General features: G+C 69.3%; 7 protein-coding genes and 1 pseudogene. 4 read left to right on the top strand and 4 right to left on the bottom strand.

Going from position 1 to position 7,379, the window contains the following annotated elements; genetic code table 11:
* Window positions 1-155 precede the first annotated feature (155 nt).
* Window positions 156-1,601 carry a helix-turn-helix domain-containing protein gene (locus ABTZ17_RS35430; protein ID WP_352199925.1) on the top strand — a complete coding sequence of 482 codons (1,446 nt, stop codon included), beginning with the start codon at window positions 156-158 and terminating at the stop codon, window positions 1,599-1,601.
* A 205-nt stretch (window positions 1,602-1,806) separates the two neighbouring features.
* Window positions 1,807-2,241 carry a Haze protective factor 1 gene (locus ABTZ17_RS35425; RefSeq protein WP_352199924.1) on the top strand — a complete coding sequence of 145 codons (435 nt, stop codon included), beginning with the start codon at window positions 1,807-1,809 and terminating at the stop codon, window positions 2,239-2,241.
* Here ABTZ17_RS35425 and ABTZ17_RS35420 read toward each other — a convergent pair.
* The 3 genes from ABTZ17_RS35420 to ABTZ17_RS35410 form a co-directional block, all read right to left on the bottom strand.
* A complete protein-coding gene (locus ABTZ17_RS35420) occupies window positions 2,238-3,716 on the bottom strand; it encodes a NucA/NucB deoxyribonuclease domain-containing protein (protein ID WP_352199923.1) in 1,479 nt (492 codons plus the stop codon). The genes ABTZ17_RS35425 and ABTZ17_RS35420 overlap by 4 nt on opposite strands.
* A gap of 334 nt (window positions 3,717-4,050) precedes the next feature.
* The gene (locus ABTZ17_RS35415; protein WP_352199922.1) at window positions 4,051-4,629 is read right to left on the bottom strand and encodes a GNAT family N-acetyltransferase; all 579 of its coding nucleotides are present in this window, start codon (window positions 4,627-4,629) and stop codon (window positions 4,051-4,053) included.
* Entirely contained in the window at window positions 4,626-5,936 is a 1,311-nt protein-coding gene (locus tag ABTZ17_RS35410) for an NsdA family TPR-like regulatory protein (protein ID WP_352199921.1), read from the bottom strand. The genes ABTZ17_RS35415 and ABTZ17_RS35410 overlap by 4 nt, the downstream gene beginning before the upstream one ends.
* A 248-nt stretch (window positions 5,937-6,184) precedes the next feature.
* Here ABTZ17_RS35410 and ABTZ17_RS35405 point away from each other — a divergent pair, with 248 nt between their 5' ends.
* On the top strand, window positions 6,185-6,604 hold the full coding sequence (locus ABTZ17_RS35405; RefSeq protein WP_352199920.1) for a hypothetical protein: 420 nt from the start codon (window positions 6,185-6,187) through the stop codon (window positions 6,602-6,604).
* Window positions 6,604-6,900: a hypothetical protein gene (locus ABTZ17_RS35400; RefSeq protein WP_352199926.1), complete on the top strand. Its 297-nt coding sequence runs from the start codon at window positions 6,604-6,606 to the stop codon at window positions 6,898-6,900. Before ABTZ17_RS35405 ends, ABTZ17_RS35400 begins: the two co-directional genes overlap by 1 nt.
* A gap of 392 nt (window positions 6,901-7,292) precedes the next feature.
* Here ABTZ17_RS35400 and pgk read toward each other — a convergent pair.
* Window positions 7,293-7,379: pseudogene (gene pgk, locus ABTZ17_RS35395) on the bottom strand (phosphoglycerate kinase); the annotation flags it as partial.

Below are 7,379 nucleotides of genomic sequence, written 5' to 3'. Positions count from 1 at the left end.
GCCCCCTGGCCTCGGGGTCGGTGGGAGGGGTGCGGGCCGGGCCGGAGGCGGCCGCGTAGGCCGGGCCCGACCCGGTGGGGCGGGCCCGGCCGGAAGGTCACTTGTGCCCGTTGTTGTGCCCGATCGGGGCACCCCTGTAGTCCGAGAGGCACCGCATGTCCTCCGCACTCCTGCGGAAATGCACCGAATGCCGCCGCACCCTCGCACCCGCCCGCACCGAGCCGGTCTGCCGCCCCTGCGCCGCCACCCGACCCACCACCGCGCCCGCGGCCGCGCCGACGGCCGACCTCAGCCTGGTCATCCGCACCGCCGAGGTCCTCCACCTCCAGGCCAACGCCCTCCTCGCCTCCGCCCAGGAAGGCGAGAGCCACCCCATGCTCCTCTCCCACGTCACGACCCTGCACACCGGCGTCGTCGACACCGAGGCCGCGATCATCTACAGCGCCCGCACCGGCCGGGACCCCTGGGCCCACCTCGCCGCTCCCCTCGGCGTCACCCCCGAGCGCCTTCGCAAACGCTGGAAGACCGCGACCCTGACCCGCAGGGTCGACAAGATCCGCCGCCAGCAGGCCGCCGACACCCTCGCCCGCGAACCCGCCGCCCCCACCCCCACCATCCCCGACCCCGAGGCCGTCCAGGCCGTCCCCGCCGACGCCGAGGCACCGGTCCCCCGCACCCCGCTGCAGCAACTCGCCACCGCGATGAGCTTCATCCAACGCCACACCGAACGCACCCTCGTCGACGTCGCCACCGACATCGGGATCTCCCCCTCCTACCTCTCCCGGATCCTCGCCGGGGAACGCCGCCCGAAGTGGCCGATCGTGGCCTCCTTCGCCGCGGCCTGCGGCGGCCACGCCGAGGAACTCCGCGACCTCTGGGAAGCCGCCCAGCGGCCGGCGGACCTCGACGCCGTCGTCCGCCCCCTGGCCCCCCACTCCCAGGAAGCCGCCCGCGACAAACTCCACACCACCGTCCGCGCCCTCCTCCTGGCAGCCGGGATGCCCGACTACGAGCAGATCGCCGCCCACACCGGGTACGCGCTGACCGCCGTGGACATCCAGGAGATCGCCTACGGCCGCGCCATCGCCGAGTGGCCCGTCATGTCCCAGCTCATCCTCGCGCTCGGCGGCCGCCCCGCCGAAGTCCGCGCCCTCTGGCACGCCGCCGCGCACCCACCCCCCAGGCCCCCGGGAACCCCGGTGCCCGCGGCGGCCCTCGACACCATCCGTCTGGAGACCACCGTGCACCACCTCCGGCCCGTCCCCCGGACCCCGCCCGCCTTCCAGGCCTTCCTCGACCTCCACCAGGACGCCTACCTCGCCTACGCCCGCACCACCCTCACCCCCGAGCAGGCGGGCAAGGCCCTCCTGACCGTCTTCACCCGCCTCGCCGCCGCCTGGCACACCATCACCACCGCCCCCAACCCCGCCGAACGCGCCTGGAGCACCCTCACCCACACCGTCCACGAACACCCGCCCACCCCCGCCGACGACATCGCCACCCTCACCCGACTCGGCTACACCCCCCACACCTGCGCCACCCTCACCGGCCTCGACCTCGCCAAGATCACCCTCTACACCCGCACCCCCCACCAGCACTGACCACCACCACGACACCGAGGAGTCGCCCCCGCAGGGCCTGCAGGGGCGACTCCTCGACCACTTCACGAAGGCGGCCGGCCACGCACCGCGCGCGCAGGCCGCCCCGACGCCCAGGGGCCCACAGGAATACGGCCAGGGCCGGCTCCCGGCCGGTGCCGGCGTCGAATAGGCTACGGAAATGAACACGCCAAATTACACACTCAGCGTGACCGTTTCCGTCCAGAACTCCATTTTTGGGATCGATGAAGAACGCCTGGATGATGAGCCGGAACGGCCCTTCTGGCTCGACCTCCCGATGGATGACGAAGCCGTCAGAGTAGGCCCCGGGATCCTCCGCATCATGAGCAACGCCCAGTCACACGATGCAGAGGTGACCCTCTCCCTTCAGCAGGGCGCACAGAAGGAAGTGACACCGGACTACACCTTCCTGGGCCGATGGGACTTCAAGACCGGGAGCGGCACAATGTTCGTTCACGACCTTGACGGCCCTCTTGAGGAGTTTTCGCTGCCGAGCGATTCAGTTCTCGAAGTCCGCGTGTGGAGAAAGGGAGGCGAAGACGCCGCCGAGCGCTACAACCAGTCACTCGGACAGGAATTCCCGATTCACGACCTGGAATCCTACCGGATCGTCTTCTCCTAGGGCGCGCAGATCCCGAGCTCTACGCACGGGAAAGAACCCAGATCGGCCGATTGGAGATTGGGCCGGTTCTTGAGCATGATGCCGTAGGCGTCACCATCAAGAATCCGGTCCCGGCCGTACCATTTCACGAGCTCGGCGCCCGCAGAAGCGTTCTCCTTCCTCGGGACATACCGAATGCTGAAATTTCCGTCACCCAACCCTGCTCCTTCCTTGGTCGAAGCGAACGGATACTCGTCGCATTGCCAACCAGCAGGTGGGGTCACCTTGGCGACCCACGCCGCACAAGCCTTGTCCTTCCCTGAACGGTTATCTCTGGTCACCTTGGCAGAGGCCGCATTGAATCGCGGATAGTTCCTGTGAAGCGGCTTCCATCCACGCTTTTCAATATCGCCGGGAAACGTCTTCACCGGCGACTTCTTCGGAAATGTGAGTTGAGGGTAGTCGAAGGCAGTGAAGAGGTGCTTCGCAACGCCCTCGATGGCCTTGCTCTTGTAATCGTAGACAAGGTAGGGGGTCACCTGGTTGAATATGGCGCCCTGCTTGCCGTATTGACCCAGGTACGCGGCTGAATCCATGCGCATGACATTCTCTGGACCTTGGCTCCAGGAGCTGTCCGCGGAGGCCCCTCGAACTCGCCAGCTCGCGGTGAATCGGCAGTAGGCGCGCTTGTCGATTCTCTTCTGGTCACCCGAAGCAGCGGGAGACTTCACATCGTAGGCAAAATACGTCCCCGCCCACTCTCCGACCGGTCGCGTGTAGTCCTCGCCATTGTCGAATGCTGCTGTGCACGCACCCGGGCCGCCCTGGGCCTTCAGCCTCACCGTCATCTTGCTCGACCGGTTGAATACGCCGTTGGGGGTCCAGGTGACATCCGTGATCTTCACGTTGATCTGTCCGGCTCGGGCCGTGTTCGAGCCGGAACCGAGCTCGGTCTCCCGAAACCTCACTTGGCCTTCCACTCGCCCCTGGCCATCGAGCTTGGTAGCGGTGTTCCATCCCCAGCGACAGAAACTGAAGTGGTTCAGTACCACACCCTGCTTACGGTGCCCCTGCCGATTCTTCCAGCAAGCTTCCCAGTCGAGAATCCCATCGCCGACCGGTGCAGGCGAAGGGCCCTCACCTTCGACAGGAGAAGCCTCGCCAGCGCCTTCGTCAATGCTGACACTTGTTTCCGATTCCTCGCCGTCGAGGTCGGGCAGCTCCCCCACTTCCCCTTCCATTGTTTCCGCGCCCATGTCGACCGGATAGAGGTCACCCTTGCCCTCCAACTCCTCCTTGTCCGGCTCGGGAACACCAGGCCCCGTCGGCACATCGCCGACATTTCCCGTCACCTCGGAGCCAAAATTCTCCGCAAACACACTGCCCACCTCCTGCAATGGAGGCATTTCGCTGCTTCTGTGCCAGACCGTCACACCGGGGTCTCCGGCAGCATGGGCAGATCCCACAGAAATCGGCGCGACCAGCGCCGCAATCAAGACTCCGATCGAAAAACGTCTCACAAATACCCCTATCGCCTTTTCGGAAGGAATTCACGAACGAGAAGGCAGGATATTTGCGGCACAGGCACGAGCGAACGCAGGCGTGGCCGATCAGAGCGATTTCACGCCAGGGCGAAACGTGGCAGAGCACTTCGAACCCTCCAACTGGAAGGCGACCCAAAGGGCCTATACCTCTCATCTTTCACTGGAAAATTGTATAGTGCACACAATTTATGCTCAGGAAGGGGCAGCGACATCTGACCGCAATTCGATTGCGGAATGCCGAATTCTACGAACGGGCGGCCCCGCCACGCCGACTCTTGACAGGTCCTCAGGCACCAGAGGACTCCGCGGCGCTCACGCGGAGGACGAGCAGGTCGTAGACCGGGCCGCCGGGCTCGTTCCGATACGGACCGGCATAGGTGTAGCCGAGGCGGTCGTAGAGGGCGCGGCCGCGGGGGTTGTCGGGGTGGACCAGCAGGGAGGACCACTGGGGTGCGATGGCGGTGACGAGCTGGTGGTGGAGGCGGCTGCCGATGCTGCGGCCCTGCCACGGCGGGGTCACCGCGAGCTCACACAGGCCCATCAGACGGCCCGCCCGGATGTGTTCGGGGATGTCGGGCAGGAGGTCGGGGCCGTACCAGTACTCGGGGGTGGCGGGAAAGGCGTAGGCGAAGCCCACGGGGCTGCCGTGGGCGTAGGCGGCGACCAGGACGAAGCCCTCGCGGCGGGCGTGGCCGGTGATCTGGCGGCGCAGCGCGGTGGTGGAGAGGCCGTCGGTGGTGGCGCCGGGGGTGTCGACGAGTTCGGGGTGGGCGTCGGCCCAGATGTCGGCGAGGGTGTCCAGGAGGGCGGGGATGTCGCCGGGGCCGTAGGTTCGGATGACGACCTCGTCGGTGTGGATGGTCACGCCCGTCCTCCCTGGGGTGCGGTCATGGTGCGGTACTGCTCGATCCAGTCCGCGACGGCCGGAACGCGTGCGTGGCGCTGGAGTGCTCCGGCGACGCCGTGGACGGCATGGAGCAGGCGGTCGGATCGGACGTCGGTCAGGAACGCGAGGACGCGGCCGGCGGCTTCGGCGGCGGCTTCGGGCTCGGGCCGGTGTCCCACCGCATGTTGGATGGCGATGTCGGCGGTGTACAAGGCCCGGTTTCGGGCGAAGGCGTCACCGTGGAGGAGTACGGCCTGCTCGGCGCCGGCGGCGGCGCGTTCGTGCTGGCCGAGGTCGGCGCGGGCGAGGGCTTCGAGACCTGCGAGTTCGGCGGGGGTGAAGAACTCCAGCCATCCCGGGTCGGCGTCGGCGGGCCCGGCGGCGTAGTGGTGGTGGGCGCGGACGATCGCCGCGTCGGTGGCCTGCCGGTCGCCCATGAGGGCCCAGCCTCCGGCTTCGCGGGCGTGGAAGAGGGCGAGGAGGCGGGGTGAGCCGAGGTGGCGGGCGGCGGCCTGGGCGCCTTGGGCGTTCGCGACGGCCTCGCGGGGGCGCCCTTGGGCTTTGGCGAGGAGGGACAGGCAGCCGAAGGCGTGGGCTTCGAGCGCTTGGTCGTCGGCGATGCGGGCGGCGGCCAGGGCTTCGCCGTAGAGGGAGTGGGCGTCGGCCGGGCGGCCGGAGTCGTAGGAGAGCCAGCCCGCGGCGATGGAGAGGTTGCCGGTGGCCGTACGGAGCCGGGTGCCGGTGCGGTCGGTGTAGGTGCCGGCCTGGAGCCAGGAGTAGGCGGTGTGTAGGGCCTCGTTGGCGGCCCGGCGCAGGGGGCCTGAGCCGTGGTCGTGGTCGTGCCCGTACAGGGTGGTGACCGCAGCGGTGACGGCGCGGACCTCGGTGACGCCGATCCGGCCGGTACCGCGGCCGGCGGCGGGAAGCGCCAGGGCGACGCCTACACCGTCGCGGAGGAAGGACCTGCGGTTCACCGATCCACTCCCTTCGTCCCCCGCGTCGGCGTCGGTCGGCTTCCCCTGCCCGGTTGGTCGCATTTCGGGAAGGGCGAACCCGAGCTGGTGCAGGGTCCGGCCCGTGTAGGCGGTCAGGACCCGGCGGTAGACGGCGCGGGGGCAGGCGACGTCGCCGTCTTCCCAGGCGGCGATCAGGCGGGCGGTGCAGCCGATGTTCTCGCCCATGCGCTTGGCCTGCTCGTTGAGGGCCTTGGCCAGTTCGGGCCGGGACATGTGGAGCTCGGTCTCGCGCAGCGCGCGTAAGTCCCGGTTGGGGTGACGGTCGGCCATGCCAGGCTCCGAAAGAGGCGTCCGCGGGGGCGGGGTGGGAGGGCTGCGACCGTACCGCTCCCACGTCGTTCATGCCCGCTGCTTGCCGCTTCTTCACCGTCCGGCAGGGAAGTTGCATCGCTCTTTCATCGCTCGCGTCTCGCGGGCGGTATCCGTGCACTGCTGTCGTGGAGGTGCAGGCGCAGGGACGGACCCGGAGGCGAAAAGTGGCGCAACGCTCCAGCCCCACCTGGCACACGCAAGCGGCCGTGACCGATCACCGTGTGGCGCAGTGGCGTACGGCCCCGTGCGGTTCGGGGTGGGTGCCGTGCGGCCGGGACTGGGACGCGGTCGCGATCAGCCCGGTCCTCCGCGGGCTGAACGCGCTCACTGCCCTGCGGCTCAGCCCGCGCCGCGGCTACCCCGTCCTCGCCGACCACATCGGCGGCGTCCTGTACGTGATGGTCCCGCCCGGCACCGGGCACCTCGCGGCCGGGGTGCCAGGCGTACGAGTGCTCTCCACGGGGGCCGAAGTCGTCGTCCCCTGGGGGCCGCAGGGGAGTCCGGGCGCGCACTGGGTCAGCCCGCCCCGTGAAGACCCGCCCCCCTTGGTCCGGGCCGACAAGCTCGGCGAGGTGCTGCGGCGCCTTGACGCCGACTCCTCCCCCGCCCGCAGGGCGGCATCGTGATGAACAGCCCGTACAGCGCCGGCGACACCCCTGACTCCGTGCCGGCACCGCCATGGAGCGCTACGGCTTCAAGAGCTGCCTGCACCCTCGTCGCGGGCGACATCGTCGCCGTCGACGACCAGGTCCACGTCATCGAGCGCACCGTCGCCCTCTTCGGCCCGCCCGCGAGCCCGTACGTCACGCTGCACTTCACCGACGGCGTCCGGCACCGCGTGCCCGCCGGCTGGCGGCTGCCCCTAGGCCGCCCGGACCAAGAAGCCCATCCCAGCCCCATCCCACCTGGAGGTACGGCATGAACGACACCCGGCACACCGCTATTCCGGTACCCGCGCGTACCCCGTCCGAGACGGCCCTCCAGCCGCAGGTCCTCGTCGGACCGTCCTTCGGGCAGGACCTCGTGAGGACCCTGCACCAGTCCACCACGGTGGTCGGCGGACTCGCCTTCGCCGACGGCGCCGACGGCTCCAGCGACGTCGAGGTGTCCGCCTTCGGCGCCATCGTCTGCACCGGCGACAACCCCGCCGACGCCCTGCAAGCCGCCGCCGCGGTCGCACGCCGGGCACCCGGCCTGGAGATCCACGCCCTCGCCTGGGCCCGCGCCGACGGGCCCCGCGAGGGCACCTTCGAGTACAAGGTGACCATGACGGTCACCGCGCCCGACCCGGCCACCGGCGAGCACAGCGGAACGACCCACGGGGCCGTTCCAGAACACCGTAGCGGCGTCGGCGATCTTCGAAGCGTACAGTTCGCGGGTCTTCGGCCCGATGTCCAGGCC

The sequence above is a fragment of the Streptomyces sp. NPDC097619 genome (assembly GCF_040302735.1).
GTDB lineage: Bacteria > Actinomycetota > Actinomycetes > Streptomycetales > Streptomycetaceae > Streptomyces.
This window is presented reverse-complemented; position numbering and strand designations above follow the sequence as displayed.